The organism is Thiomicrospira microaerophila, from assembly GCF_000934765.1.
GTDB lineage: Bacteria > Pseudomonadota > Gammaproteobacteria > Thiomicrospirales > Thiomicrospiraceae > Thiomicrospira > Thiomicrospira microaerophila.
In genome coordinates this window covers 37,828-62,882 of sequence record NZ_JYNN01000017.1, presented here as the reverse complement: position 1 = coordinate 62,882, position 25,055 = coordinate 37,828, and the positions used below count along the sequence as shown (strand labels likewise).

Annotated in this window: 24 protein-coding genes and 1 tRNA gene; 14 read left to right on the top strand and 11 right to left on the bottom strand. The window is 47.0% G+C overall.

The genetic code is table 11. The annotated features are described in order from the left end of the window. Together NA59_RS15550 and NA59_RS07285 are read left to right on the top strand one after the other, a co-directional pair. The coding region (locus NA59_RS15550) for a hypothetical protein (protein WP_232504055.1) at positions 1-216 on the top strand (216 nt) is incomplete at its 5' end. A 151-nt stretch (positions 217-367) separates the two neighbouring features. Continuing rightward, a complete protein-coding gene (locus NA59_RS07285; protein ID WP_232504054.1) occupies positions 368-1,006 on the top strand; it encodes an ATP-binding protein in 639 nt (212 codons plus the stop codon). A gap of 6 nt (positions 1,007-1,012) precedes the next feature. Here NA59_RS07285 and lipA read toward each other — a convergent pair whose 3' ends face one another. From lipA to NA59_RS07235, 10 genes are all read right to left on the bottom strand, one after another. After that, entirely contained in the window at positions 1,013-2,017 is a 1,005-nt protein-coding gene (lipA, locus tag NA59_RS07280; RefSeq protein WP_044410279.1) for a lipoyl synthase, read from the bottom strand. A 43-nt stretch (positions 2,018-2,060) separates the two neighbouring features. Then, positions 2,061-2,693, bottom strand: a complete 633-nt coding sequence (gene lipB / locus NA59_RS07275) for a lipoyl(octanoyl) transferase LipB (RefSeq protein ID WP_044410276.1) — start codon at positions 2,691-2,693, stop codon at positions 2,061-2,063. A gap of 18 nt (positions 2,694-2,711) precedes the next feature. Then, entirely contained in the window at positions 2,712-3,011 is a 300-nt protein-coding gene (locus tag NA59_RS07270) for a YbeD family protein (RefSeq protein ID WP_083945007.1), read from the bottom strand. Then, on the bottom strand, positions 3,008-3,886 hold the full coding sequence (locus tag NA59_RS07265; protein ID WP_044410272.1) for a D-amino acid aminotransferase: 879 nt from the start codon (positions 3,884-3,886) through the stop codon (positions 3,008-3,010). Before NA59_RS07265 ends, NA59_RS07270 begins: the two co-directional genes overlap by 4 nt. 6 nt (positions 3,887-3,892) lie before the next feature. After that, complete coding sequence (locus NA59_RS07260; RefSeq protein ID WP_044410269.1) at positions 3,893-5,074, bottom strand: D-alanyl-D-alanine carboxypeptidase family protein; 1,182 nt, start codon at positions 5,072-5,074, stop codon at positions 3,893-3,895. A gap of 89 nt (positions 5,075-5,163) precedes the next feature. Next, positions 5,164-6,291, bottom strand: a complete 1,128-nt coding sequence (gene rodA, locus NA59_RS07255; protein ID WP_407701051.1) for a rod shape-determining protein RodA — start codon at positions 6,289-6,291, stop codon at positions 5,164-5,166. Then, the gene (gene mrdA / locus NA59_RS07250) at positions 6,291-8,132 is read right to left on the bottom strand and encodes a penicillin-binding protein 2 (protein WP_052501522.1); all 1,842 of its coding nucleotides are present in this window, start codon (positions 8,130-8,132) and stop codon (positions 6,291-6,293) included. Before mrdA ends, rodA begins: the two co-directional genes overlap by 1 nt. Next, positions 8,129-8,632 (bottom strand): rod shape-determining protein MreD, encoded by a 504-nt coding sequence (gene mreD / locus NA59_RS07245; RefSeq protein ID WP_044410263.1) that lies wholly within the window; start codon positions 8,630-8,632, stop codon positions 8,129-8,131. The genes mrdA and mreD overlap by 4 nt, the downstream gene beginning before the upstream one ends. Next, a complete protein-coding gene (gene mreC / locus NA59_RS07240; RefSeq protein ID WP_044410260.1) occupies positions 8,629-9,384 on the bottom strand; it encodes a rod shape-determining protein MreC in 756 nt (251 codons plus the stop codon). The genes mreD and mreC overlap by 4 nt, the downstream gene beginning before the upstream one ends. A 131-nt stretch (positions 9,385-9,515) precedes the next feature. Continuing rightward, a complete protein-coding gene (locus NA59_RS07235) occupies positions 9,516-10,556 on the bottom strand; it encodes a rod shape-determining protein (protein ID WP_044410258.1) in 1,041 nt (346 codons plus the stop codon). Positions 10,557-10,780: 224 nt separating this feature from the next. Here NA59_RS07235 and gatC point away from each other — a divergent pair, with 224 nt between their 5' ends. The 10 genes from gatC (at position 10,781) to NA59_RS07190 (ending at position 22,131) form a co-directional block, all read left to right on the top strand. After that, positions 10,781-11,068 carry an Asp-tRNA(Asn)/Glu-tRNA(Gln) amidotransferase subunit GatC gene (gatC, locus tag NA59_RS07230; protein ID WP_044410255.1) on the top strand — a complete coding sequence of 96 codons (288 nt, stop codon included), beginning with the start codon at positions 10,781-10,783 and terminating at the stop codon, positions 11,066-11,068. 19 nt (positions 11,069-11,087) lie between these two features. Then, the gene (gene gatA, locus NA59_RS07225) at positions 11,088-12,548 is read left to right on the top strand and encodes an Asp-tRNA(Asn)/Glu-tRNA(Gln) amidotransferase subunit GatA (RefSeq protein WP_044410252.1); all 1,461 of its coding nucleotides are present in this window, start codon (positions 11,088-11,090) and stop codon (positions 12,546-12,548) included. Next, a complete protein-coding gene (gene gatB, locus NA59_RS07220) occupies positions 12,548-13,981 on the top strand; it encodes an Asp-tRNA(Asn)/Glu-tRNA(Gln) amidotransferase subunit GatB (RefSeq protein ID WP_044410249.1) in 1,434 nt (477 codons plus the stop codon). The genes gatA and gatB overlap by 1 nt, the downstream gene beginning before the upstream one ends. Positions 13,982-14,107: 126 nt before the next feature. After that, entirely contained in the window at positions 14,108-15,007 is a 900-nt protein-coding gene (htpX, locus tag NA59_RS07215) for a protease HtpX (RefSeq protein ID WP_044410246.1), read from the top strand. 154 nt (positions 15,008-15,161) lie between these two features. Next, positions 15,162-15,713, top strand: coding sequence for a Uma2 family endonuclease (locus NA59_RS07210; protein WP_044410243.1), 552 nt, complete (start codon positions 15,162-15,164; stop codon positions 15,711-15,713). A 339-nt stretch (positions 15,714-16,052) separates the two neighbouring features. Then, positions 16,053-16,127: transfer RNA gene (locus NA59_RS07205), tRNA-Arg, on the top strand. Positions 16,128-16,487: 360 nt separating this feature from the next. Continuing rightward, positions 16,488-18,839, top strand: coding sequence for an ATP-binding protein (locus NA59_RS14320; protein WP_052501521.1), 2,352 nt, complete (start codon positions 16,488-16,490; stop codon positions 18,837-18,839). An 81-nt stretch (positions 18,840-18,920) separates the two neighbouring features. Then, entirely contained in the window at positions 18,921-20,459 is a 1,539-nt protein-coding gene (locus tag NA59_RS07195; protein ID WP_044410240.1) for an FAD-binding domain-containing protein, read from the top strand. Positions 20,460-20,465: 6 nt separating this feature from the next. Continuing rightward, positions 20,466-20,609 carry a DUF2256 domain-containing protein gene (locus NA59_RS14790; RefSeq protein ID WP_096777600.1) on the top strand — a complete coding sequence of 48 codons (144 nt, stop codon included), beginning with the start codon at positions 20,466-20,468 and terminating at the stop codon, positions 20,607-20,609. Continuing rightward, positions 20,602-22,131, top strand: a complete 1,530-nt coding sequence (locus NA59_RS07190) for a cryptochrome/photolyase family protein (RefSeq protein WP_044410237.1) — start codon at positions 20,602-20,604, stop codon at positions 22,129-22,131. The genes NA59_RS14790 and NA59_RS07190 overlap by 8 nt, the downstream gene beginning before the upstream one ends. Before the next feature lie 38 nt (positions 22,132-22,169). Here NA59_RS07190 and NA59_RS07185 read toward each other — a convergent pair whose 3' ends face one another. Continuing rightward, positions 22,170-22,844 carry an SIMPL domain-containing protein gene (locus NA59_RS07185; protein ID WP_044410234.1) on the bottom strand — a complete coding sequence of 225 codons (675 nt, stop codon included), beginning with the start codon at positions 22,842-22,844 and terminating at the stop codon, positions 22,170-22,172. An 81-nt stretch (positions 22,845-22,925) separates the two neighbouring features. Here NA59_RS07185 and NA59_RS07180 point away from each other — a divergent pair, with 81 nt between their 5' ends. Together NA59_RS07180 and ssb are read left to right on the top strand one after the other, a co-directional pair. Continuing rightward, on the top strand, positions 22,926-24,320 hold the full coding sequence (locus tag NA59_RS07180; protein WP_044410231.1) for an MFS transporter: 1,395 nt from the start codon (positions 22,926-22,928) through the stop codon (positions 24,318-24,320). A 3-nt stretch (positions 24,321-24,323) separates the two neighbouring features. Next, complete coding sequence (gene ssb, locus NA59_RS07175; RefSeq protein ID WP_044410228.1) at positions 24,324-24,941, top strand: single-stranded DNA-binding protein; 618 nt, start codon at positions 24,324-24,326, stop codon at positions 24,939-24,941. Positions 24,942-25,055: the final 114 nt, after the last annotated feature.

Sequence of the window (25,055 nt, the reverse complement as noted above, 5' to 3'; positions counted from 1 at the left end):
ATCTTCTTGGTGATGAACCTATTGGTGCTGTTGAAGGCCTTTTTTTGGCGCTATTTTTACCAAAACAGCTGGCTATTCTCGCCCTATAGGCTATTTATGGCTTCTATCGCATCCAAGAACACAGAATTACGCCATCACCCGCAATGTTCAGCGCATGAAAAAAACAAATTGGCGCTGAGTTCGAATTATCCGTTTTTTTGTTCGCTGATTTTTTGAGCGGACTCTAAATACCTTTTCATTTAGTGAGTTTTTACATTACAAAAACATTGCTCATGCCAATGAGCTTGAACGGGTTACAAATCGGATTCAGATTGCGATTGCTAAACAGGATTACCTGCAATGGGGTGGCTTTTTTGAGGTGATTACGTTGACTGATCCGATTATAAAAAAGGATCTGCTCAATAGTTATGCGAAAAACATTATTTATCGAGATATCGTGCCCCGCTTTAAGATTCGCCAATCCGAGTTGGTAGAGCGGTTATTTTATTATCTGCTGGGGCAGTCAACGAATGTGTTGAACTATAGCAAAATGGCTCAGATTTTTGATGTGAGTGATAAAAGCATTAAGGAATACATTGGCTTTTTTGAGGATGTGTTTCTGTTAAAGCGCATTGATAACTACCATAACAAACCGAAAGAGCGAATTAAGTCGGTTAAAAAGCTCTATACCTTGGATAATGGGTTCTTGCAAACCGCACCAAGGCAAAGTCCCGGCTGGGGGCAGGCGTTAGAGAATTTGGTTTTTTGTTATTTGTATCAACGAGACCCCAGTGTGTGTTATCGAAAAAACCAGGTTGAAGTTGATTTTTATAGTGAAAAAACGCTGTATCAGGTGGCTTATGAAATCGATAATGATAAAACCCGTTTGCGTGAACTCAATGCATTTAAACACTTTCAAAATCATGATGAGCGTTGCAGGCTCATCACTTATAACGGTGATGCCTTAGAGGGTTTGGAAGCGGTTGAACTTTTAAGCCTTGATGGACTTTTGTTAGAAGATGTTTAACCACCTCTAACCTACTGATGCGTTAAATTCGCCTTTGGCTTGGAGGTCAGCGTGGTAGGAACTTCTGACCATTGGGCCGCAGGCGACATGACTGAACCCGAGTTGGTAGGCTTGGGTTTCGAGTTGTTTGAATTCGTCCGGTGTCCAATAGCGTTCGACGGCAAGGTGATGCAAGCTGGGCTGGAGGTATTGGCCAACGGTCAACATATCCACCTGATGAGCGCGTAAATCTTTTAATACTTGCACCATTTCTTCAAAGGTTTCTCCTAAACCGACCATTAACCCTGATTTTGTTTTGACATGGGGTTGCAATTGCTTGAAGCGCGCTAATAAATCGAGCGAGGCTTGATAGTCTGCACCAGGCCTAGCTTGTTCGTAGAGTCTTGGTACGGTTTCAAGGTTGTGGTTGAGTACGTCAGGCGGACAGTGTGCCAGCGTATCAAGTGCCACGGTTAAACGTCCACGAAAGTCGGGTACTAGGATTTCAATTTGGGTATGGGGCGACGTTTGGCGCACCGCTTCCACGCAGTGTAAAAAATGTTTGGCCCCACCATCACGCAGATCATCACGATCCACCGAGGTAATCACGACATAGTTAAGGCGCATCGCTTTGATGGTGTTGGCCATGTGTTGGGGTTCGTGGCTGTCGAGCGGTTTGGGGCGACCATGGGTGACATCACAAAACGGACATTTGCGTGTGCAGATATCGCCCATAATCATAAAGGTGGCGGTGCCGTGACCAAAGCATTCACCCAGATTGGGGCAGGAGGCTTCTTCGCAGACAGTATGCAATCCGTTTTCCCGCAGAATGCCTTTGAGTTCACTGATGCGGTGGATGTCTTTGGCTTTGGGTAATTTGGCGCGTATCCAGCTAGGTTTATTGAGGCGTGTGCGTTCTGGATCGGGTTTGTGTTTGAGTGATTTGGTTTTGTATTCGCCCTTGCTCATCATTTGGTTACGGGCTTTTAGTCCGCCAATTTGGTCGAGTGTGATTTCTTGGTAGTTTTGCATGGCGCCGCTCGCTGAGTGTGGGGTTGTATTGATGTCTTTTATTTTAGTCGGTCATTATAGGCGAATTTTCGAGTTGTTGTCGAAAGTGTCTAACCAGGTCGGGTTGTATGTCGGCGACAGTGGCATCAGGCAAATAGTCGGCAAGCTGTGTCATTTGCATGGCTTGCAGGCCGCAGGGGGTGATCCATTCAAAGGGGGTGAGGTCCATATTGATATTGAGCGCTAGGCCGTGGTAACTCGTTTGGCGTTTTATTTTTAGGCCAAGCGAGGCAATTTTTTTGCCTTCAAGGTAAATGCCTGGGGCATCTGCACGCGCTTGGGCGCTTAGTTGATAGTCAGCGAGTAAGTCAATCACCGACTGTTCAAGTAGGCTAACCAGTTGACGCACACCCAGCTTGCGACGCCGCAGGTCAATCAGCACGTAAATGACCAATTGCCCAGGGCCGTGATAGGTAATTTGTCCGCCTCGGTCGGTATGCACCAATGGAATGTCGCGCAGGCTTTGATGAATATGCTCGGCTTGACCGTTAAGGCCTTGGGTGAATACGGGGGGGTGTTCGACTAGCCAGATTTCATCAGTGGTATCGGGCAGGCGTTGTGCGCTAAAGGCCTGCATCGCTTGGTAGGTTTGCAGGTAGTCTTGTAGGCCGAGGTGTTTAACCGTTATGACTGACATGCCATCAGGTCGCGTTGTTTAGAGCGTCCAAAGTACATCAGGGTGGTCGTTGAGCTCGCCATAAATGCCATGAATCTGTTCGATCTGGGTGGCGTAGAATTTGATTTTGACTGACACGTATTTGCCGTTTTTCGATGGGTTGAGGCGAATCGCTTCGCGCTCAACGTTGGGCACATGCTTTTGAGTGACGCTGTACACCAATTCTATAAAGGTTTCGCAATGGCTGCCCATGGCTTTGAGTTCATAGTGGCAGGGAAGCTCAATCAGTGTGTCGGGTTTTTCAGTGGTTGGGTTTTGGTTCATTGCGTTTTGGTTCATTGTTTTAGGTATTCGTTATTCGTTATTTGTTGTTTGTAGTCTTGGTAATGGGCGCGCAGTTTTTGCCAGACTTGTCCTGGTTTGCCATCGCCAACGGGCTGACCGTTGAGTTGGCATATCGGCAGGGCTTCTTTGGTTGAGCTGGCAAGCCACAATTCATCGGCGGTTTCGAGTTCAGCTTGATTGATTTCGCGCTCGATAAAGCTGATATGGTGCTGCTGCGCCAGTTTTTCAATAACCTGACGGGTAATGCCGGGCAAAATATGTTGGCTGAGAGGTGGGGTGATGATGACCCCCTCCTTAACCATCAGCATATTGCTTGCTGAGCCTTCGGTGACATTACCTTGCTGGTTGATCAAAATGACATCATCCACCCCTGCAGCTTGGGCTTGAAGTTTAGCCATGACATTGGGGAGCAGTGCAATCGCTTTGATGTCGCAGCGCTGCCAGCGAATATCTTCAAGTGTAATGACCTTAATACCGTTTTCTAAAATAGACGCGGCCAGCGGTTTTAGCGGGTTGGTATAGGCAAATACCGTTGGGGTGAGGTCTTTTTGCGGCAAATGATCACGCGGAATTTGCACGCCACGGCTGATTTGTAAGTAAATAAATTGATCCTGCCAAGGATGTGATGCAATTAATTTATTCAATATTGACAACCAGGCCTGGTTGTCAAATGGGTTGATGATGCCTACCGCGGCTAGACTGTTTTCTAGGCGTTGATAATGCGCTTGCCATTCAAATAAGGTTTGCTGGTAAACAGGGATAACTTCATAGACACCATCGGCAAATAAAAACCCGCGATCCATGGGCGAAATGCGGGCGGAAGCCATCGGCATAAACTCGCCATTTAAATATACAATTTGGTCACTCATGTCAGCTTAGTCTTCTTTACCAAGCAAACCACGGAACAAGAGTTTGATCCGATCCATTAAACGTTTAAAGAAGGACGCTTGCTCAATGTTGGCAAGGGCGATCAGCGGTTTCTCAATGATGATTTCATCATTGAAACTCACCACTAACTGACCAATTTGGTCACCGATTGCGATTGGAGCTTCAATTTGTTTGGGGATAAGCGTGTCAATTTTGAGGTTTTGGTATTGACCGCGGGGTACGGTGACATAGACCTCATCTGCGATACCTAATCCAAGTGTATCACGTTGACCGAGCCAGACGCGTGCATCAATCAGGCGTTGTTCTTGTTCATAAAGCTTATGGGTTTCGTAAAAACGGAAGGCATAGTTGAGGAGCTTTTGGCTTTCGCTAATGCGTTGAGCGGCACTTTCTGTGCCTGCAACTACCACAATGACACGCATGTTATTGCGCATGGCCGAAGATACAAGGCAGTAGCCGGCTGAGGAGGTGTGCCCCGTTTTCAATCCATCGACGGTTGGATCTTGCCACAGTAGGCGGTTGCGGTTGTATTGGGTGATCCCGTTAAAGGTGAAGCGCTTTTCTGAGTACCAGTTGTAGAAGTCTGGAAAGTCGCGGATGAGTGCATGGGTGAGTATCGATAGGTCGCGTACGGTGGTAAGGTGTTCTGGATCTGGAAGACCGGTTGCATTCAGGAAATTTGTGTTGTTCATGCCTAATTTAAGGGCATATTGATTCATTAGTTGCGCAAAGCGTTCTTCGGTGCCGGCAATGTGTTCAGCCAAGGCAACACTGGCATCGTTGCCGGATTGAATGACCATGCCTTTAATTAATTCTTGAACAGAAACCTGTCTGCCGACTTCAATAAACATGCGTGAACCTGGCATGCGCCAAGCTCTTTCACTGATGGTGACAAGATCTTCAAGTTTCATGCGTCCTTGTTTGAGTTCATCAAATACAACATAGCCGGTCATTATTTTAGTCAGACTGGCCGGCTCGATGAGCATGTCTGGGTTGCTATCTGCAATAATCGCGTGACTATCGTAATCGAGTACAATGTGCGCAGTACCGGCAAATGAGGGAGGCACAGGCGATACAAAAGGCGCGTTGGCTTTGGCTTGGAGACTAAAGAAGAATACAAGAAAACTTAGGATGGCGAATATAAAGGGTTTGTTTGAATGCGTTTTCATAAGCCTTATCTGTGTAAGTTAAAAAATTGTTATTAATCTAACATAAGTTTAGCTAAATCTAAACCTTTGGCCGTGCAACAATTCAGGATTCAGTGAGATAACATTTTTTTATGGGTATGAATGGACATCATAATACCAAAACTGATCATTAATGTGACCATCGATGTGCCGCCATAGCTCACAAGTGGTAAGGGTAAACCGACCACCGGTAATAAACCGCTTACCATGCCGATATTGACGGAAACATAAACAAATAATGTCATTGTGAAGCTGGCGACGACTAGGCGAGAAAAAACGTCTTGTGCACGGTAGGCCATATAGAGTCCACGCAAAAGCACAAAGCTATAGAGTGCTAACAGCACAACAACACCGATCAGGCCGAACTCTTCGGCAAATACTGAAAAAATAAAGTCCGTTGTGCTTTCAGGTAGAAAATCAAGATGCGCCTGGGTGCTACCCATAAAGCCTTTGCCTTCAATGCCACCAGAGCCGATGGCAATTTTTGATTGGATAATGTGATAGCCGGCACCTAATGGATCTGTTTCAGGGTCTAAAAAGGTGAGCACGCGTTGTTTTTGATAGCCATGCATAAAGTTCCAAACAATCGGTAAGCTGATGGCTAGACTTGCTAATGCGCCAACAATGAATTTCCAGGGTAAGCCAGCAAAAAATAATACAAACAAGCCACTCATGGCAATTAAAATCGAGGTGCCTAAGTCCGGCTGTACCACAATCAAGCCTGCCGTTAGAACAACAATGAAGAACCCTAGCACAAATCGAGCTGGGTGTGCGGGGTAGGCGCTATAGGCGAATAACCAGGCTACCATCATCGGGAGTGCTAATTTCATCAGTTCCGAGGGTTGGAATCGAATGATGCCCAAATCTAACCAGCGTTGTGCGCCCTTGCCCGTGTCGCCAAATATAATGACCGCCACCAACATGACCAGGCCTGCAATAAACACCCAGGGTGTAAAGAAAAGCAGTGTTTTAGGTGGGATTTGGGCAAAAACAGCGAGCAGGCCAAGCGCAAGTAAAATACGAATAGCATGGTTTTTTGTGACATTGATATCCCCCCCCGAGGCGCTGTAAATGGCGATTAAACCGGTGCCAAGCAGTAAAAGAAGCCCTAACAGTAACCAGCCATCTAGGTGTAGCCTTGCTAGCCAGCTAGTGGGTTTGACATAGGTTTGGTCTGCTGGGCTGAGCCATTTATCCATCATGGTTTATCAAGCTCTTTTAAGTAGTAGTTAATGGCATCAATGGCAATCGGTGCCGCTACCCGGCCACCGCCTCCTGCATTTTCTGCAATAACGGCGATGGCAATTTTAGGGTTGGAAGCCGGTGCAAAAGCAATAAACAACGAGTGTGAATGCAAGCGTTGGTCAAGGTCGTCGGCATTGTATTCACCATCATTTAAGCTAAACACTTGGGCGGTACCGGTTTTTCCAGCGATTTGGTAGCCTCGAATATGGCGGCCTGCAGACCAGGCCGTGCCTCTGGGTGTGTGGACGGTATCAACCATGCCTTGAATGACATACTCCCAGTTGTTGCGGTTATTAATCGGTATTTGCTGCGGTGTATCATCTGTATTATCTCTATGGGTCACAGCGCCTTTTAAGAGGTGCGGCTGAACAATACGTCCTCGGTTAGCCAGTATGGCGGTGGCCGTAGCCAGTTGTATCGGTGTTGCCAGGTTATAGCCTTGGCCAATTGAGGAGATAATCGTTTCCCCACGATACCAGGCTTCGTTATGGGTGCGCCGCTTCCATTCTTGCGAGGGAAGAATGCCGGTCAGTTCACCCGGTATATCAATTCCTGTGCGTTCACCAAAGCCAAAAGGGGATAGCATGCTATGTAGGCCGTCAATGCCTATATCTAAACTCATTTTATAATAATAAGTGTCCACAGACTCCACAATTGAGCGTTTTAGGTCGGTCCAACCGTGACCTTCACGTCGCCAGTTACGATAACGATGGCCTTGAAATTCAAAGTAACCTGGATCAAATAGGCGCTCTGTTGTGCTGGTGAAGCCTTGTTCGAGCGCGCCCAGCGCGATAAAGGGTTTAGTCGTCGAGCCAGGTGGATATTGGCCGCGTATAGCGCGATTAATCAAAGGTTTGTTAGGGTTATGGAGTAGGGCATTGTAGTCAGTATGGTTGATGCCATCAACGAAGAGGTTGGGGTCGTAGGTGGGTGTGCTAACAAGGGCTAAGACCTCACCGTTGAGCGGTGAAAGTGCAACAACAGCCGCACGTCGATTGCCAAGACTGTTTTCGATAAATTTTTGTAGTCGGGCGTCCAGTGTTAAATTAATATCCTGTCCTGCAACCGGCGCAATGGTGTTAAGGACGCGAATGACTCGTCCTTGTGCGTTAGTTTCAACCGTTTGCAGTCCAGGAAAGCCATGTAGCAGATCCTCATAGGCGCGCTCGATTCCGGCGCGTCCCGTTATATCTGTACCACGGTAACGGGCGGTATCGAGGCGTTGAAGGTCGGTTTGGCTGATGCGCCCGACATAACCTAACGCGTGAACTCCACTGTCTTGATGAGGGTAGACGCGTTTAAGTCTGGCTTCGAGTGTGACACCTGGAAAACGGTAGCGATTAGCGGCAAAGCGTGCGGCTTGTTGCTCGCTGAGCGAGAAGGGAAGCACCGTGTCACGGTGGCGTGGCGTGCGTGCTAAGCGATGGGCAAAGTCTTCTAATAGTGATGTAGGTATCTCAGGAAAAAGGTATTGAATTTGTTCAAAGGTATGTGTTGAGTCTAAAATGTTTTCGCGTCGAAAACTGAGGCTGTAGCTGGAAGTGTTTTTAGCAAGCAGGACTTGATTGCGATCAAAAATTTGCCCTCGTTGTGGCGGCAGGGTTTGTACCGTAACTCGATTGCCCTCTGCTTGATTTAAAAATTTTTCATGATTAAACCATTGCAGATAGGTCATGCGTACGATCAACAAGGCAAATACAATAAAAATAAATAGCACAACAAAGACTAAGCGATATTTAAAACTTTGTTGTTGCTTGGCACTCGCGCGTGTTTCGTCAAACTGCAAAAAGCTCATGATTCAAGACTAGGTTTGGATAATAACCCTAATACAAGTACGATAGCTGGCCAAATAAAAGCCGATGCCAGTGGCATCGACCAGTAAAGGTATAACGCGTTATCGATCAGTAGAGGGGTGTAGAATAAAAAATGCCCTGTTTGAAATAATAGCATGTAAATGCCGACCATCAGAGATTGTTGCCATAGCGGCACGCTGCGAAAACGTAAGCGCATCCTTAGCATAATAAAAGTTATCACAATAAACAGTAGGCTGTGGCTGCCAAGCAGTGTGTTGTGCAGCGCATCATGCAAAAGCCCTAGCGCAAGTGCCGTGTAAAGGTGAGTTTGATTTAAAATTTGCACAACCCAAAACATCAAGACTAACAAAGTAATGGGTGGCATTAACAATAACCAATCGATTCTTATCGCAAAAACATTGATGACAAGCGCAGCGAAATAACTAAAAATAACAATAAATTTAGCTGTTTGAAAGCTGGTGTCGTGATAGCTTTGAATCATGGTTGACCTCGGAAGCCGGAAAGAATCAATACTTCATGCGCATTAAATAAATCAGCAATCGGTTGGGCTTTAATCGAATAGTAGGTCTGGCCATCTATTTGAGTGATATCCGTAATCGTTGCGACAGGGTAGCCTGCTGGGAAGATTCCACCTAGTCCAGAGGTTACAATTAAGTCGCCTAGCTGCAGGTTTGCGCTAGTGGGGATGAAATCAATGCCAAGCTGGTTTTGACCCAGGCCTGTTAATATTCCACGTTGTCCTGTGCGCAGTACCCGGATAGGTACTTGATGGTTGGGGTCGGTGATTTTTAGTACACGGCTGGCGGTGGGGGTGAGACTGGTCACTTGGCCCACTAAACCTTTATCATCAATAATCGGTTGATTTAGGTTGACACCATCCAGCGCGCCCTTGTTGATGGTTAAGTATTGAGTTAGGGGGGTGTTGCTGTAGAACAACACGCTCGCAATTTGTAAACTTTGGTTATCCATTCGGCCAGTCGTGCCGAGTAAACGACGGTGGCGCTCGAGTTCTTGTTCCAGACTTTCCATCCGCTGTAAACGGGCTTTGAGCAGTAAATTTTCTGTATTTAACTTAAGGAGTTGATTTTGTAGGCTAGCATTGTCCTGCAAGCGATGTGTATACCACTTGTGTATTTGTGTGGGGATAGCCGCCAGCCGCTCAACCGGTTCTAATGTACTGGTAAGCAGGTTGCGGATATGGCCCATGTATTGACCGTAAAAATCTGAGCTCATTAAGATAGCACAAATTGCAAAGACAATAACAAAGTCAAGACCATCTTTCTGCGGTGCGGTGGCATTAAGGCTGATGGCGACAACTCCCCTGGCGAACTGTTTTTATGATGAACAAACTAGGTGACTAGTTCTTAATCGTGAGAAAACACATCCATGCCTTTTTCATCCATCATTTCGAGTGCACGGCCACCACCACGTGCCACACAAGTGAGTGGATCATCGGCCACTATGACAGGAATGCCTGTTTCCTCGCTTAAGCGGGTACTCAGGTTACGCAGCAATGCACCGCCACCTGTTAAAACAATGCCGTGCTCAGCGACATCGGCACCCAGCTCTGGCGGGGTACGTTCCAATGCAGTGCGTACAGCGCCGACAATCGCCGACAGTGGGTCTTGTAAAGCTTCTAAGATTTCATTGCTATTCAGTGTAAAGCTTCTTGGTACACCCTCAGCTAAATTACGTCCACGTACTTCAATAATTTTAGGGTCTGCTTCACTGTAGGCGGTGCCAATTTCATGTTTGATTTTTTCGGCACTGGCTTCACCAATCAGCATGCCGTAGTTACGGCGTACGAATTTGATAATCGCATCATCAAATCGGTCCCCCCCGACTTTAACCGAATCAGAGTACACAATCCCGTTAAGTGAAAGCGTGGCCACTTCGGTGGTCCCCCCGCCAATATCGACCACCATCGAACCATTTGCCTCACTGACCGGCATCCCGGCACCGATTGCAGCCGCCATCGGCTCTTCAATCAAAAATACTTGGCGCGCACCAGCGCCCGCGGCGGATTCACGAATGGCGCGGCGTTCCACTTGCGTCGAGCCGCAGGGTACGCAGACAAGCACGCGTGGACTTGGCTGAAAGAATTTGGCTTCGTGTACTTTACGAATAAAGGCTTGGAGCATTTTTTCGGTAACATGAAAGTCCGCAATGACGCCGTCTTTCAGTGGGCGAATAGCTTGAATATTGCCAGGTGTGCGCCCGAGCATTTTTTTGGCCTCATTGCCGACGGCGACAATGCTACGGCTGCCGCGACCATTGTCGCGAATCGCCACGACTGACGGTTCATTTAAAACGACGCCTTGACCACGAACATAAATAAGTGTGTTTGCTGTTCCCAAATCAATAGATATATCGTTTGAAAACAGGCCTATAATTTTACGAAACATATTGGACTTCCTAGCCTAGAGTGAGGAAAAACTAAATCGTGATAGTTTAAACCAAATTAGGGCAGGTTATTAGAAAAACTTATCATTAGATTGTAAACTTCATTAAAAAAGCGCCATATTTTTGAACAACGCCATACAATGTGGTAATTTAAGCGAATTTTTTAAATAGTGATTTAGGCGAAAGCGAGACTAATCTAGCGCGCGCCTTAACATAGGAGGTTTCAATGTCATTAGCATTGGCAGAAGTGAAAAAAATCGCACATCTAGCGGCGATTGCAGTAGAGCCCGAGGAGCTGGATGCGGTGGGCGCAAAATTGTCCAATATTCTGGATTTATTTGCTCAGTTATCTCAAGCGGATACCGAAGGGGTTGAGCCGATGGCGCATCCGCTGGATCAAACCCAGCGTTTGCGTGAAGATTTAGTCGCTGAGGTGGATCAGCGTGATAAATTTCAAGCGATTGCGCCCGCTACTGAAAACGGGTTGTATTTAGTGCCCAAGGTAATAGAGTGATAGAGTGAGAGAGCTAACCATGTATCAATATTCAATAAAACAGCTGAGTGACGCGCTGCAGACCAAGCAAGTGAGTTCGGTTGAGCTGACGCAGTATTTCTTAACCCGGATGAAAAGCCTAGATCCTCAGGTGAATAGCTTTATTACTCAAACGCCTGAATTGGCGTTACAGATGGCAGCGCAGGCGGATGAGGCATTGGCGGCAGGCAATGCGCATCCGTTAACGGGTATCCCGATGGCGCATAAAGATATTTTTTGTACCGATGGGGTGCGTACCAGTTGTGGCTCTAAAATGCTGGATAATTTTATCGCACCTTATGATGCGCATGTAGTTACGCAATTCAAAAACTGTCATATGCCTATTTTAGGCAAAACTAATATGGATGAATTTGCGATGGGTTCATCGAGTGAGTCGAGCTATTATGGCCCGACCAAAAATCCATGGGACTTGAATGCGGTACCCGGTGGTTCGTCGGGCGGTTCAGCGGCGGCGGTGGCGGCAGGCTTGGTGCCGTTTACCACCGGTACGGATACTGGGGGCTCGATTCGTCAGCCAGCGGCATTCTGTGGTATTTCAGGGATTAAGCCAACTTATGGAGCGGTATCGCGTTTTGGGATGATTTCTTATGCGTCCAGTTTTGATCAGGGCGGTCCGATGGCGATGTCAGCCCAAGATTGTGCTTGGTTATTGAATGCCATGGTGGGCTTTGATCAGCGTGATTCGACTAGTATGCAGATTGAACCGACTGATTACACGGCGCAACTCGATAAGTCTTTGAAAGGATTAAAGGTCGGTGTGCCATCGGATTATTTTGGTGAAGGCTTAGATCCGCACGTGGCCGCTAGTGTAAAACAGGCGATTGCAGAAATCGAAAAACTCGGTGCCGAAGTGGTTGAGGTGAGTTTGCCCAATCAAAAGCTGGCGGTGGCCGCCTATTATGTGCTGGCGCCAGCGGAAGCCTCATCGAATTTATCACGTTATGATGGCGTGCGTTTTGGTCATCGTTGTGATGCGCCAAACGATTTGAATGATTTGTACACCCGCTCCAGAGCAGAAGGTTTTGGTGCTGAAGTGAAACGTCGGATTATGGTGGGCGCTTATGCGTTATCAGCCGGTTATTACGATGCCTATTATCTCAAAGCGCAAAAAGTACGCCGTTTGGTGCGTGATGACTTTAGCCGTGCGTTTGAATCTTGTGATGTGATTTTAGGCCCCGTTGCGCCAACAGTCGCCTTCAATATCGGCGAAAAAACCGATGATCCGGTGAGTATGTATCTCGCTGATTTATACACCATACCTGTCAACCTCGCAGGTTTACCGGCGATGTCGATTCCGGCTGGATTTGTCAATCAGCGTCCGGTTGGCCTACATTTAGTTGGGCCTTATTTTAGTGAGGCTCGATTATTAAATGTGGCGCATCAGTATCAACAAGTCACGAATTGGCATCAACAGCGACCAGAATGGGTAGGAGATAAATAATGCAGTGGGAAACCGTTATTGGGTTAGAAATTCATGCCCAGCTTGCGACCAAGTCAAAGATTTTTTCAGCCGCCTCCACCGCCTATGGCGCGGAGCCAAACAGCCAGGCCTGCTTGGTCGATTTGGCGATGCCGGGGGTGTTGCCGGTATTAAATAAACGTGCATTAGAAATGGGCATTGCGTTTGGTTTAGCGATTAATGCCGAAGTACCGAAGAAATCGGTGTTTGCGCGTAAAAACTATTTTTATCCTGATTCGCCTAAGGGCTATCAGATTTCACAGTTTGATTTGCCGGTGGTGGGTAAAGGACAAATTGAGATTGAGGTCAATGGTGAGAAAAAAATCATTGGTGTCACCCGCGCGCATCTAGAAGAAGATGCGGGTAAATCCTTGCATGAAGATTTTCATGGTATGACCGGGATTGATCTCAATCGTTCTGGTACACCTCTGCTCGAAATCGTGTCTGAGCCGGATATGCGTTCGGCAGCGGAGGCGATTGCCTATGCCAAAGCGATTCATGAGCTCGTGCAGTTTATCGGCATTTGTGATGGTAACCTGCAAGAAGGCTCGTTCCGCATGGATGTGAACGTGTCGATTCGCCGTCCCGGTGAACCTTATGGCACGCGAACAGAATTGAAAAACATTAACTCGTTTAAGTTTGTGGAGAAAGCCATTGCCTATGAAGTGGATCGCCATATCGATGTGATTGAATCGGGTGGAACCATTGTACAAGAAACGCGTTTGTATGATGCGGATAAAGATGAAACCCGCAGTATGCGCGCCAAGGAAGAAGCCAACGATTATCGCTATTTCCCTGACCCGGATTTGTTGCCGGTGATGATTAGCGATGAGGATATCGAAGCGGTGCGTCAGCGCTTACCGGAGTTGCCAGCGGTATTGCGTGCCCGATTTGTCGCGGATTATGGCTTATCGGACTATGATGCTAATTTATTAACCTCCTCCAAAGCGATGGCGCAGTATTTTGAAACCATGTTGCAAACCGCAGGGGATGCGCAGGCCAAGTTGTGTGCCAACTGGATGTCGGGCGAACTGGCTAAGTCGCTGAATCGTGATGAATTAGCGATTGAGGCCTCGCCAATTTCAGCCACCGATTTAGCAGGCCTGGTTGTGCGTATTGTTGATAATACGATTTCTGGCAAAATCGCCAAGCAAGTGTTCGAGGCCATGTGGCAAGGTGAAGGCAGCGCGGATCAGGTGATTGAAGCCAAAGGCTTGAAACAGATTACCGATTCGGGTGCGATTGAGCAAATTGTTGATGAGGTATTGGCCGCCAATAGCCAACAGGTAGAAGCCTATAAAGGCGGACAAGAGAAAATGTTTGGCTTTTTTGTTGGTCAGGTGATGAAACTGTCTAAAGGTCAGGCAAATCCGGCGCAGGTGAATGCGCTGTTGAAACAGAAACTAGGTCAATAGTAGATTGAAGAGAGTAGATTGAGGATTTTTGGCTAATTAGTTAATTGGCTCTTGAATCCTCATAAAAAATCTTTATATTAGTCATTGTAAAATTTTAATCACGTTTTAATGAGGAGGAGTGGTTCCATGAAACGTATTGGTCTGTTTTTATTGACAAACATCGCGGTCATTGCGGTAGCGTCAATTGTGTTAAGTTTGTTGGGCGTGGGCTCCACGTTGCAAGCTAATGGTGTCGATTTGGCTTTAGGTAATCTGTTGATTTTTGCCGCTGTATTCGGCTTTGCGGGATCGTTCGTGTCTTTGGCCTTGTCGAAGTTCATGGCGAAAAAGATGACCGGCGCGCAGGTTATTGAAAATCCACGTAATGCGGATGAGCAGTGGTTGGTTGATACCGTTCGTCGTCAAGCGGAAAAAGCCGGCATTGGTATGCCAGAAGTGGCGATTTACGATGCGCCAGATCCGAATGCCTTTGCAACCGGTATGAGCAAAAACAACGCGTTGGTTGCGGTATCAACCGGTTTGTTGCGTCAAATGACGCGCAATGAAGTTGAAGCGGTATTGGGTCATGAAGTGGCCCACGTTGCCAATGGTGACATGATTACGATGGCATTGGTTCAGGGTGTAGTGAACACCTTCGTTATCTTCTTTGCCCGTATCGCCGGACACTTTGTTGATCGTATTATTCTCAAAAACGAATCAGGGCATGGCATTGGTTATTATGTGGCTTCGTTTATTTTTGAAATCATCTTCGGTATCTTGGCGAGTGTGATTACCATGTGGTTCTCACGTCGTCGCGAGTTCCACGCGGACAATGGCGGGGCTTACTTAGCGGGTAAAGAAAACATGATTGCGGCATTACGTCGCTTGCAGTCGATGCAGCCAGGTGAGTTGCCAGAGCAAATGGCGGCGTTTGGTATCTCAAACCGTCCAAGCAAGTTAGGTATGTTGTTTATGTCGCATCCGCCGCTTGAAGATCGTATTGCCGCATTAGAAGCAACACGTCAAGAAGAGTTGAAAATCGCTTAAAAACGCTTAGGTTTACAACCAGGCCTGGTTGTAAAACAAGATAAAAAAGCCCGAAATATCGGGCTTTTTTATGCCTGTATCTCAACTACTTGACAGTGCAAGCAGAGCAGGCTTTAATAATAACTAGTAGCATTTTAACAAGGGACACGAGACGATGTTTGCGCAACCGAAATACTTCCCGCATTACACTTGGGATGATTACCAACACTGGGAAGGCGCTTGGGAGATGATTGAAGGCATTCCCTATGCGATGAGTCCAGCACCGACGATTAGTCATCAGTCAATTAGCGGTCGAATACACGCTGCACTTGTTCAAACTTTAAGAAGTTGCAAAACCTGCCAAGCTTTGCTGCCAATTGATTGGCGTATTAGCGACGACACGGTGGTGCAGCCGGATAACCTAGTGGTGTGCGGTGATATTGGCGAGCCCTATCTATCATTTGCACCGAGTTTGATTTTTGAGGTGCTCTCGCCAAGCACCGCGCAGAAAGATCAGACCGTTAAGTTTGAACTTTATCAGCGCGAAGGGGTTAAATACTATGTGATGGTAGACCCAGTCAGCCAAGTGGCAAAGGTGTTTGCATTGGCTGAGGATGGTCGCTACATTAAAAAAAGTGATGCACGTCAAAACAAGTTTTCATTTGCCTTAACCGACGACTGTCAATTTGAGTTTGATTTTTCTGAAATCTGGCCAACAGGCTCCTAGTAGCCTGTTTTAAGCTCATTGAAGTTGTTTAACCGTTCTTTTTTAATGCTCGCGGTTGCTCGATAACTGAAAAACGCATGTTGAAGTTGAAGGTTATGCGCAAAAAATTCGAGCTATATGGGGATGGTGCGCTCTCCGGAGACTAAGTGAGCAAAAATCTATGCTTGGTAGCACCATGATCTGAATAGAATTATTGAAAAAAGTGTTCCATCATCGCGCTTTTGGCGCTTCAACTGCCACACACCTTGTCACCCTTTTGTCACCACGAAGTGCAAAAATTTAAAATTTTTTACAAAAAACATCGCAAACCCTTATAATATCGGCACTTTAATAAAGTACGCGCTTATAGTGAAATGGATATCACGAGGCCCTCCGGAGGCCTAGTTGGAGGTTCGATTCCTCCTAAGCGCACCATCTAACCATCGCCCCGCTTTTCTGAGCATAGCCTCAACATGTATTTTTTATGCGGTTGACGCGCCACTTCGTCGTTTACGGCCTGACATATGGACACTTCGTTTGTTGTTCCCATGCTGTGCGTCACGGCCATTAAGTTTAGAAATCGTCCGGTTTAGTCCGACAGGCTCCTTTTGATCTAAACTTTGCGCAATTAAAAATCAGCGCGATATTGGGTTGTAATAGGTTGATCATTATTTGTTTAAGATGCATTTGTCCTGCCGGTAATCGCTTCGGGTGTCTAAAAATTAACTGTTTTGTATAGATGGCTTTGGGTAAAATGTAATCCTGTCCATTAAATACACTAAAGTAGTTTAAGTTATGTCTCGTCTTCAGATTCAAACAGCTGAGAACTCAAAACCTAGCCAGTTGCCTAGTTCGCAAATTTATTTAGTTGGGTTGTTTTTGGTGTTTATTGTGGGTTTTGGCTTACAGGCGCTGTTGAATTACAGTATTGGAAAGACCATTGAGCGGCTGGATCAGCAAACTCAAAATACGCGTTATCAAGGTTATTTAAGCGAAAATATTCTGCACGCTATTCAATTAATTGAAACCCAGTTTTACCGTTTGACGATTTCTGAGCATCCTTTGACACGTCAACAAGGTTTGGCGCATATTTATCAGGCTAAAGCCGCTATAGAGGCGGATTTATTGGTGTTGCAGCAAGGTGGTCAGTTTTTACAAAGGCGCTTGGGGCAAGGGCTCGTCGAGGCGGAACCTATTTTTTATCACTATAATGCCGAACAGGCTTCACGCTGTCCTAAAACGGAAGCCGCGTTGTTGAAAACTTTGACAGATTTGCTCGTTGAAATTGAAGGGCTGGATGGGTTATTGAATCAGCGTGATCTGTTTATGGCTTCGCAAGCATCCGGTTTGACACAGGTGATGATCGATATTCGTCAGCATGTGCGCCATCTTGAGCCTTTGTTTGAGGAGTTGTTGGTGAGTGCTGATGGGTTTCGCCAGTTATATGCGCAAAGTTTGCAAGAGGTTGAGCAGGCGGTGGTGGCGGAGAAACGTCAGTATCGCCAATGGCAGATTGGTTTGACATTGCTGGTGATGTTGCTTGGCCTAATGAGTATTGATGTGGTAGCGCGTCAATTGCGTCGCGCGCATCAGCATTTAGAAGCGAGCGAGGCTTATGTATCGGATGTGTTGGAGTCACAATCAAATATTGTGGTGGTGACGGATGGGGTGACCATTATTGATGCGAGCGGCGGGTTTTTTGCGTTTTATGATCATTACCCCGATCTTGCGGCCTTTTTGCAACAGTATAAATGCATTTGCGACACCTTTATTAAAGAAGAGGGCTTGGTTTATAAGTTTGAGGATAAAAACTGGGTGGAGTATATTCTTGAACATCCTGATCAAACCCATCGAGCTAAAATTTTGCGTAAAGGCAAGGTGCATACCTTCCATTTGAGCGCCACCAAGTCAGCGCGGTTTAATCGTTTTATTGTATCGCTAACGGATATCACCGAAATTCAGGCGTTGAATCAGCGATTAGAACAGGAAAAGGATCGTGCGTTGGATTCGGCGAAGTCAAAAAGCGAGTTTTTGGCGAATATGTCGCATGAGATTCGCACGCCATTGAATGCCATTTTAGGGTTTATTGAGGTGCTCAAGGAAAAAGAAATGGATCCAGAGCGGCTGCGTTATTTGCGCACGGTGCATTATTCAGGTCAAACGCTGTTGGGGATTATTAATGATATTCTTGATTTTAGTAAGATTGAAAATAATAAACTTGAGGTCGATATTCATCGTTTTGATCCGCGCCAAGAACTTAGCTCGGTAGCGCATTTGTTTGAAGCGCGTTGTGAAGAGAAAAAGTTATGTTTTAATTTAGAAATCGCGTCTGATTTGCCAGGCAAAATTGAATCGGATCCCTTGCGTATTAAGCAGGTATTAAGTAATTTCTTGTCGAATGCGGTGAAGTTTACGCCGAGTGGCAAAGCGGTCAGTTTGAAGATTTATTATGATTTTGATCAGCAACGTTTACATTGTGAGGTTAAGGATCAGGGCATAGGTATTGCCAAAGAGAACCAAGCAAAGATATTTGAAGCCTTTTCGCAAGCGGAAAGCTCGACTACGCGCCAGTTTGGCGGCACAGGGCTGGGCTTGAGTATCTCAACGCGTCTGGTCGAGATGTTGGGTGGGGAGTTGAAATTAGAGAGTGAGTTGGGCCAAGGCAGTTGTTTTGCTTTTAGTGTGCCTGCAAAATTAATTCAGGCCGCACCCTCGGTTGCGCAAAAGAGCGAAAAGAAAATAACACTGGCCAAATTGAGCGGTAAGGTGTTGTTAGTGGAAGATAATCCAACCAATCAAATGTTGATGAAAGTGGTGTTGAAAAAAATTGGTATCGAGTTTGATGTCGCGAATGACGGTGTGGAAGGTGTGAGAATGTTTGAAGCTCAGCCTTATGATGCGATTTTGATGGACGAAAATATGCCGAATATGAGTGGCGTTGAAGCTACCCAAAAAATTCGTCAACTTGAGGCACAGAGCGGTCAGACGCCTGTGCCGATTATTGCACTGACAGCGAATGCGATTAAAGGTGATCGTGAACGCTTCTTGGCGGCAGGGATGGATAATTATTTGACTAAGCCGGTGGATTTTGTATTGTTAGGCCAGATTTTGTCAAATTATTTGCCGACGCAATCAACTGATGGTTAGAAGATCGGTTTTTTGTAAAGTTTTTGTATAAATGTGTGTATAATTTCTTCTTGTTAAATACTGGTTTAATGGGGAGAGATGATGCCAAAACCTGCTGTGCAGTTGGTCTGGTTTAAGCGTGATTTGCGCACCGCCGATCATGCGGCGCTTTGGCATGCCGCGCAGAAGGGCGCGGTGTTGCCGGTGTATATTTTTGAACCGGCGCTTTGGCAACAACCTGATGCCAGTTTGCGCCAATGGCAATTTATTGCCGACTGTTTGATTGAATTGGATCGTGATTTACGCGCGATAGGCCAGGGGCTGTGGTTTGCAATCGGTGAGGTGTCTCGTGTGTTCACTGAGTTGCGTCAAATTTTTGACATTCAGGCGGTCTGGTCACACCAGGAAACCGGAAACCAGTGGACTTACCAGCGTGATAACGCGTTGGCCGCTTGGCTGACGTCGCATCATATCCCTTGGTTTCAGTTTCAACAACAGCCGATTCAGCGTGGCGCTATCAATCGTGATCATTGGCAGGCAATGGCCGAATCTTTTTTAACCCAACCGCTTTATCCTATCCCTGTTTTACAACCAGGCCTGGTTGAAACACCGCACTTGAATCCTGTATTTTTAGAACAATATTTAGCGGGTTTGCTGCCTGCACCGCTGGTGCAAAATGAGCAGATTCAGCCTGGAGGGCGTTCGCTCGGCTTAGCGCGTTTGCAGGCATTTTTGCACCGTCAGTTACCGCGCTATTTGTATGAGATTGCCAAACCGCTGGCCGCACGCCAAAGCAGTTCGCGCCTGAGTCCGCATTTGGCATGGGGCAGTTTATCTATTCGTGAAGTAATTCAAACCGCTTATCAGGCGCGCGGGCGTGTCACCGACAAAAACCAACGTGCACTGAGTGCGTTTATTTCGCGGTTGCACTGGCAAAGCCATTTTATGCAAAAGCTTGAAACCCAGCCTTCAATAGAATGGCTTTGCTTGCAATCGGACACTGAAAACCTACGCGCTGACGCTAACCCCGAATATCTGAAGGCATGGTTTGACGGGCAAACAGGTGTGCCGATTGTGGATGCCTGTATGCGCTGTTTACGCCATACCGGTTGGCTACCGTTTCGGATGCGAGCGATGGTGATGAGCTTTGCTAGCTATCAGTTGTGGCTGGATTGGCGCCAAACCGCCCCTTTGTTAGCCAGCTTGTTTACTGACTATGAGCCGGGCATTCATTATTCGCAGGTGCAAATGCAATCGGGTACCACGGGCATTAATGCGATGCGGGTTTACAATCCCGTGAAACAGTCTCAAGACCATGATTCAGAAGGGGTGTTTATTCGCCAATGGTGTCCCGAGTTGGCGGGATTGGATGCGGATTGGATTCATGCACCTTGGGATTGTGCCCCTGAGTGGTTGGCGCAAGCCGGTTTGGTTTTAGGCCGAGATTACCCCAGACCGATTGTTGATATTGAGGCTGCGGCGCGCCAAGCAAAACAACAACTGGCGGCGTTACGCAAACAACCCAGCGCAAAAGCCCAAGCCAAGCAGGTGTATGTTAAACACGGCAGTCGTTTGCGATCTGGTCGAGGTCGAACAAGCCGGCCGGTTGAAGCCGATAATCCTCAAATGAGTTTGTTTTAAATGAAAATGCGAAAAAAATCCGATTTGCCGACGAAGATCTGCCCCGTTTGTCAGCGGCCGTTTGTTTGGCGCAAAAAATGGGCGAAAGATTGGGTAACGGTGATCTATTGTTCAGAACGCTGTCGGCGTACAGGAAAAAAGCATGATTAGAAAATTAGCGATTATTCTAGGTGATCAGCTCAATGAGGACGCGTCAATTTGGCAAGGGCTGGACCCCGCTCAAGATGTGATTTGGATGGCGGAATTAATCGAGGAATCAACGCATGTGCCCTCGCATAAGCAGCGGATTGTGTTGTTTCTCAGCGCGATGCGACATTTTGCACAGGCCAAACGTGACCAGGCCTGGTCCGTAGATTACCAAACTTTAGGCGAACATCCATTTAGCCATTTTGAGCAGGCATTGTCGGCGTTTCTGGCAGCACATCCTGTGCAAACGGTTGAGTTGGTGGTGCCGGGTGATTTTCGGGTACTTCAACAAATAAAAACGGCCTGTCGTGCGGCAAATGTTCCGCTGAATCTTCTGCCAGACACGCATTTTATCGCTGAACCCGGCGAGTTCAAGGCTTGGCTGGCGGAGCGCAAAAAACCGACAATGGAGTATTGGTATCGGGCATTGCGCCAGCGCACGGGCATCTTAATGGATGGAAAAAAACCGCTGGGCGGAAAATGGAATTATGATGCGGATAATCGCCAAGCGTTTGGCAAAGACGGGCCGCAATCTGTGCCGGTTCCCGTGCGATTTGAGCCCGACGAGATTACCCAAACAGTAATAAAACAGGTGGCTGAAACCTTTGCTAAGCATCCTGGGGAATTAGAAAATTTCGATTGGCCCGTGACGCGTCAACAAGCTTTGCAAGCCTTGGACGATTTTATTGCGCATCGGCTAGAAAAATTTGGCGATTACCAAGATGCCATGTGGCCCAACCAGGCCTGGTTATATCATTCGTTGGTTTCAGCGGCGATGAACTTAAAATTATTGAACCCGCGTGAAGTGATTGCGGCGGCTGAACAGGCCTATCACCAAGGACGGGCACCGCTGAATGCGGTTGAGGGTTTTATTCGGCAGATACTAGGGTGGCGCGAATATGTGCGTGGGCTCTATTGGTCGTATATGCCCGATTGGTTAGATTGGAATGCGCTGGATGCGCAGCAGAATTTACCGGCGTTTTACTGGACAGGTGACACGGATATGGCTTGTTTAAAGGATGCGATTGGACAGGTGATTCAGCACGGCTATGGTCATCATATTCAACGGCTGATGGTCACCGGGCTATTTGCGCTGTTATGGCAGGCTAAACCTGAGCAAGTGCATCAATGGTATTTGGCGATGTATGTTGATGCGGTAGAGTGGGTTGAGCTGCCAAATGTATTGGGGATGAGCCAATTTGCCGACGGCGGTTTAATGGCAAGCAAACCCTATATTGCCAGCGGGCAATACATTAATAAAATGTCGGGTTATTGTCAGAACTGTCGTTATAAACCAAAAGAAGCCACAGGTCACCAGGCCTGCCCGTTTACCACGCTATATTGGGGATTTATTGAACGTCATCAAGATGTATTTCGCGGTCATCCGCGTTTAGGTATGCAGGTCAAACACCTTGAGCGCATGCCAGATGAAAAGCGAAACCAGATTCAAAAGCAAATGGCGCACTTGCGCCAAAAGCTTGGTTAGTGCTTGGCCAATGATTCGCTAAAAGCGGGCGGCTTTAGCTAATCCAATAACAATATGCCGTTAATTGTTACTTGAATCATCTTTTCGCCCAGCTCAATTACTGGCGCGCTGTCCATCGCGGCGCTGGCGAGGGTCATGCGCGGCTGGGCGAAGTGGCGGGGTGGTTGTTGGATTTGAATATGGGTTTCAACTAACTGGTAGTCTTGCTGGTTAAAGCTTTTGGCAATGGTTTGCGCTTGGCGTTGATAACTAGCAAGCGCTTGTTCCATTAATGCCTGTTCGGCTTGGGTGCGCTTGGGTTGGCTGATATCGGCTTGCATCGATTGGTAGCTAAGATAGGCTTGTAGCCGAGAAAGCAGTTCACTGATATCGATGCTAATCGGTAGAGTCAGGGTGAGTTGTTGGTGTCCTCGCCAGTGTGTTATTTCACCTGCGCGGTTTTGTTGCGGTTGTACCGTGTAATTGCCGGTCTGCACCCATTTGCGCTCTTGCGCACTAAGCTGATTTAGGGCTTGACGCATTGTCTGATTAATATGTGTACTCACCGCTTGTGGGTTATCGGCTTGAAACTGCGCTTGAAACTGAACGATCACCCTGTCGTTTTCTACCATCGCTTGTTCGGATATCGAAAAGTGAATTTTATGCTGCGCCACAACCAGGCCTGGTTGTAAAGTAAGGCTAAAAGCTAAGATTGCGATTGTTTTGATTTTCATTTGTGTTGGCCTTTAGATGGTATAATCGGCAAATATTTATTTTACTCCCTGTTCGCAGGATGTTAAACAAAAAGGGTTATTATGTCTGAAGTTTTATCGCGCCGGATGAATCCGTTGGAGCGACGCGCGACGTTTTCTATTGCGGGCATTTTCTCAACGCGTATGCTCGGCTTATTTATGATTTTTCCGGTGTTCGCCTTGTTTGCCGAGCAAGAATTTTCTAATATCACTGGTTTGCAAATCGGTTTGGCGATCGGGGCCTATGGTTTAACCCAGGCCTTGTTGCAAATACCCTATGGCATGATGTCGGATCGTTTTGGGCGTAAGCCGCTTATTTTGCTGGGCTTGTTTGTTTTTCTGATTGGATCGATTATTTGTGCGATGGCCGAATCGATTGAAATGATGATTTTCGGGCGTGCGGTGCAAGGCGCCGGTGCAGTTGCCGCGGTATTGACCGCCAGTGTGTCCGATTTGGTGCGCGAACCTTATCGATTGCGCGCGATGTCGATAGTGGGTATTACGATTGGCTTGTCCTTTACGCTGTCTTTAGTCGCAGGCCCGTTGTTGGCGGAGTTTATCGGCGTGCGCGGCATTTTTTGGGTGATTGCAGGCTTGTCGATTTTAGGCATGTTGCTAGTGGTGTTTGCCGTGCCTGAGATTAGCAATCAGCAATTTCAGCGCGAAGCACAAGCGGTGCCGAGCCAGTTGGCGGAGGTGTTGAAAAACACGCAATTGTTGCGTCTTGATGTAGGTGTGTTTATTTTGCATGCGATTCTCACCGCGATGTTTATTGCCGTGCCGTTTATGTTGCGTGATGAGGCGGGGATGGACTCCTTAAGTCATTGGGAAATCTATCTGCCGGTAATGTTGTTGTCCTTTGTATTAATGGTGCCCTTGATTATTCAGGCCGAATCAAAAGGGCGGATGAAACAGATTTTTGCGGGTGCGATTTTAATGATTGCGCTTGCCCAGCTCGGTATGAGCCAGTTCCACTCCAGTTATGTCTGGTTGTTTTTTTGGTTGCTGTTGTTCTTCACGGCGTTTAATGTATTAGAAGCCTCTTTGCCATCCTTGGTGGTCAAGCTATCACCTGCTGACAAAAAGGGCACCGCATCGGGCGTCTATTCCAGTAGCCAGTTTATGGGCGCGGCGGTCGGCGGCGCGGTCGGCGGCCTGTGCTACCAGTATTATGGTTATGATGGCGTGTTTGCCTTTACGGTGATTATTGGGTTTATTTGGTTTGCATTAGCCTCAACCATGCAAAAACCTAATCCTTGGAGTATTGCTTCGGTTACAGTGGGCGAAGTAAATCCAAGTGAGATAGAGCAGTTGCAACATCGTATGTGTCAATATGAGGGTGTGTTTGAAGCGGTCGTGATTGCGGAAGAACAAAAGGCCTATTTTAAAATTGACCGAAAACGGGTTAGTGAAGAAGCCCTTATCGATTATTTTCAAAAAGCTAAAACGAGAGAGTAAATTATGCGCGGAGTAAACAAAGTAATTTTAGTAGGCACCCTTGGGCGCGATCCGGAAGTGCGTTATGCGGCAAATGGTAACGCGATTGCTAATTTAAGTGTCGCCACTAGCGAACAGTGGAATGACCGTGCGACGGGTGAGCGCCAAGAACGTACTGAGTGGCATCGTGTGGTGATTTTTGGCAAGCTAGCTGAAATTGCACAGCAATATTTAACCAAGGGTTCACAGGTTTATTTAGAAGGTAAATTGCAAACCCGCAAATGGCAAGACCAAGCAACGGGGCAAGATAAGTATTCCACTGAAGTGGTAATCGACGTGAGTGGTACCATGCAAATGCTAGGCGGACGCAGTGGCAACCAAGGCGGCGGACAAGCTGGGCAAGGCTACGGTCAAGGCGGCGATGTCGGTTTTGATCAAAGTTATGATGGCGGTTACGGCCAGCCTGCACCCGCCGCGCAACGTCCAGCAAAAGCCGCGATGGGTGGCTATGCCCAGCCTCCGATGGCTGGTGGTGCTCAACAAACCCCGCAGCGCCCGCCACAACAACCGCAACAAGCCGCACCACAACAACGCCCAGCTTACCAGCCAAACGATTTTGACGATGATGATGTGCCGTTTTAAAACATACTTGATACTTAAATGTAAAATTATTACTTGTAATCTGTTGTTTAATATCGTTTAAATTTAAGATACCTAACTTTAATTGTGTTAGGTATTTTTTTAGGTTATTATATG

Excerpts from the sequence above, each read along its gene's own strand:
- lipA (WP_044410279.1), bottom strand. The coding sequence starts at position 2,017 with ATGCAAAACTACCAAGAAATCACACTCGACCAAATTGGCGGACTAAAA.
- lipB (WP_044410276.1), bottom strand. The coding sequence starts at position 2,693 with ATGTCAGTCATAACGGTTAAACACCTCGGCCTACAAGACTACCTGCAA.
- NA59_RS07270 (WP_083945007.1), bottom strand. The coding sequence starts at position 3,011 with ATGAACCAAAACGCAATGAACCAAAACCCAACCACTGAAAAACCCGAC.
- NA59_RS07265 (WP_044410272.1), bottom strand. The coding sequence starts at position 3,886 with ATGAGTGACCAAATTGTATATTTAAATGGCGAGTTTATGCCGATGGCT.
- NA59_RS07260 (WP_044410269.1), bottom strand. The coding sequence starts at position 5,074 with ATGAAAACGCATTCAAACAAACCCTTTATATTCGCCATCCTAAGTTTT.
- rodA (WP_407701051.1), bottom strand. The coding sequence starts at position 6,291 with ATGGATAAATGGCTCAGCCCAGCAGACCAAACCTATGTCAAACCCACT.
- mrdA (WP_052501522.1), bottom strand. The coding sequence starts at position 8,132 with ATGAGCTTTTTGCAGTTTGACGAAACACGCGCGAGTGCCAAGCAACAA.
- mreD (WP_044410263.1), bottom strand. The coding sequence starts at position 8,632 with ATGATTCAAAGCTATCACGACACCAGCTTTCAAACAGCTAAATTTATT.
- mreC (WP_044410260.1), bottom strand. The coding sequence starts at position 9,384 with ATGAGCTCAGATTTTTACGGTCAATACATGGGCCATATCCGCAACCTG.
- NA59_RS07235 (WP_044410258.1), bottom strand. The coding sequence starts at position 10,556 with ATGTTTCGTAAAATTATAGGCCTGTTTTCAAACGATATATCTATTGAT.
- gatC (WP_044410255.1), top strand. The coding sequence starts at position 10,781 with ATGTCATTAGCATTGGCAGAAGTGAAAAAAATCGCACATCTAGCGGCG.
- gatA (WP_044410252.1), top strand. The coding sequence starts at position 11,088 with ATGTATCAATATTCAATAAAACAGCTGAGTGACGCGCTGCAGACCAAG.
- gatB (WP_044410249.1), top strand. The coding sequence starts at position 12,548 with ATGCAGTGGGAAACCGTTATTGGGTTAGAAATTCATGCCCAGCTTGCG.
- htpX (WP_044410246.1), top strand. The coding sequence starts at position 14,108 with ATGAAACGTATTGGTCTGTTTTTATTGACAAACATCGCGGTCATTGCG.
- NA59_RS07210 (WP_044410243.1), top strand. The coding sequence starts at position 15,162 with ATGTTTGCGCAACCGAAATACTTCCCGCATTACACTTGGGATGATTAC.
- NA59_RS14320 (WP_052501521.1), top strand. The coding sequence starts at position 16,488 with ATGTCTCGTCTTCAGATTCAAACAGCTGAGAACTCAAAACCTAGCCAG.
- NA59_RS07195 (WP_044410240.1), top strand. The coding sequence starts at position 18,921 with ATGCCAAAACCTGCTGTGCAGTTGGTCTGGTTTAAGCGTGATTTGCGC.
- NA59_RS14790 (WP_096777600.1), top strand. The coding sequence starts at position 20,466 with ATGCGAAAAAAATCCGATTTGCCGACGAAGATCTGCCCCGTTTGTCAG.
- NA59_RS07190 (WP_044410237.1), top strand. The coding sequence starts at position 20,602 with ATGATTAGAAAATTAGCGATTATTCTAGGTGATCAGCTCAATGAGGAC.
- NA59_RS07185 (WP_044410234.1), bottom strand. The coding sequence starts at position 22,844 with ATGAAAATCAAAACAATCGCAATCTTAGCTTTTAGCCTTACTTTACAA.
- NA59_RS07180 (WP_044410231.1), top strand. The coding sequence starts at position 22,926 with ATGTCTGAAGTTTTATCGCGCCGGATGAATCCGTTGGAGCGACGCGCG.
- ssb (WP_044410228.1), top strand. The coding sequence starts at position 24,324 with ATGCGCGGAGTAAACAAAGTAATTTTAGTAGGCACCCTTGGGCGCGAT.